This is a genomic window from Acinetobacter sp. YH18001 (assembly GCF_013416975.1).
Lineage (GTDB): Bacteria > Pseudomonadota > Gammaproteobacteria > Pseudomonadales > Moraxellaceae > Acinetobacter > Acinetobacter pseudolwoffii.
In genome coordinates this window covers 1-1,911 of sequence record NZ_VPEU01000118.1, presented here as the reverse complement: position 1 = coordinate 1,911, position 1,911 = coordinate 1, and the positions used below count along the sequence as shown (strand labels likewise).

The 1,911-nt window shown below is 44.1% G+C and carries 1 protein-coding gene and 2 pseudogenes; 2 read left to right on the top strand and 1 reads right to left on the bottom strand.

Annotated elements, in window-relative coordinates; all coding sequences use genetic code 11:
• Window positions 1–124, top strand: a pseudogene (locus FTV48_RS15285) (hypothetical protein); the annotation flags it as partial.
• 58 nt (window positions 125–182) lie between these two features.
• Here FTV48_RS15285 and FTV48_RS14645 read toward each other — a convergent pair.
• Entirely contained in the window at window positions 183–1,355 is a 1,173-nt protein-coding gene (locus FTV48_RS14645; protein WP_180000763.1) for an iron-containing alcohol dehydrogenase, read from the bottom strand.
• Between the two features lie 217 nt (window positions 1,356–1,572).
• On the opposite strand from FTV48_RS14645, the pseudogene FTV48_RS14640 reads away from it, so the two are divergent.
• Window positions 1,573–1,911, top strand: a pseudogene (locus tag FTV48_RS14640) (IS6-like element IS1006 family transposase); the annotation flags it as partial.

The following is a 1,911-nucleotide window of genomic DNA, read 5'->3' as shown; positions in this document are numbered from 1 at the left end:
CCTACAGGTCACGGATCGGATTGAAAAGGAACTGATGACCACGGGGCAATATGACCGCATCATGGCCTATTCGCGTCCGGGTGAATCCATGGTGACCTTTATTGCCAAGGATTCTCTGGCTTCGAAATAAGGCCTGTTAAAGTGTAAGTCAGATGATTGAAAATAAGACTTACAAGGAGGTATTACATTGCCGCTTTAAAAATATCCACGACTTGAGCATGACTGGCCTTACGTGGATTGGTTAACATGCAGGCATCTTTTTGCGCATTTTCTGCCATAGTGGCGAGGGCAGCTTCTTTTACATTCAATTCCGCTAAACCTGATGGAATGCCAATTGACGATGAAAGCTGCCGAATGGCGTTAATCGCTTCATAAGCTGCCTCAGTTACAGTTAAACCTTCTATATTCACCCCCATCAATTGGGCAATTTTGGCATAACGCTCCGGACAGGCAATCAGGTTAAACTCACAGACATGTGGGAGCAAAATCGCATTACAGACCCCGTGTGGCAAGTTATAGAAACCACCAAGCTGATGCGCCATCGCATGCACATAACCTAAAGAGGCATTATTAAAAGCCATGCCTGCAAGATACTGGGCATAGCTCATGGCATCCCGTGCTTCCAGATTATCCCCATTCGCCACTGCGGGACTGAGCCATTCACTGATCATGGTGATCGCCTTTTCTGCACAGGCATCAGTGATGGGATTGGCGGCCGTAGATACATAGGCCTCGACCGCATGTGTCAGAGCATCCATCCCTGTTGCCGCAGTCAGGCCTGCAGGTTTGGCTAACATCAGTTTAGGGTCATCAATCGCAATGAGTGGGGTACAACGCCAATCTACAATCGCCATTTTCACATGGGTATCGGTATTGGTAATGATACAGAAACGTGTCATCTCCGAAGCTGTCCCTGCCGTGGTATTGATTGCAATCAGTGGTGTCATCGGAACGGTACTTTTATCAATCCCTTCATAATCACGGATATGTCCGCCACCTGCAGTGACCAGACCGATGCCTTTGGCACAGTCATGTGATGAACCCCCACCTAACGATACAATAAAATCACAGGCGTTTTCATTATAAGCTGTAACTCCATGATGCACGTTAATATCAGTTGGATTAGGTTCCGCGCCTGGGAAAATATAACTGTCAACACCTGCCTCTTTCAAATAATTTGCAATATCATCTGCAACACCAAATTTAAACAGGCCAGCATCAGTTACAATCAGTGCTTTCTTGGCGCCTAAATTTTGTGCTTTGATCCCGATTTCTTTAGCACAGCCCGGACCAAAAAGTGAAACACAGGGAATATAAAAACCGTTAGTTTGATCTGAAATATTTTTAAAAGCCATGGTGTTATTCCTTCTACCATCCATTGATTATTTTATCGGTGACCCTCACCGTAATATGAGTATTGGATGAAGCTAAAAAGAATCCTACCTACCAAATACCTACCAATTTAAATTTTTGATTCTAGCCAAAATAATGCATTTGAGGTATTTAAAAGGGCACTGTTGCAAATAACCACGAATGGTAAGCTGAAGACTGTTTTAGCTAAAGGTGCAGTATATGAATCCTTTCCATGGTCGGCATTTTCAGGGCGAAATCATTCTTTGGGCTGTGCGCTGGTATTGTAAATATGGCATTAGCTATCGTGAACTGCAGGAAATGCTGGCCGAACGTGGTGTGAATGTTGATCACACGACGATTTATCGTTGGGTTCAACGTTATGCTCCTGAAATAGAAAAACGTTTACGCTGGTATTGGCGTAATCCTACAGGTCTGAGCTCGTGGCATATTGATGAAACCTATGTAAAAGTGAATGGACGATGGTCTTATCTGTATCGTGCAGTCGATCAACGTGGCGATACCATTGATTTTTATCTTTCTTCTAGACGTAATACCAAA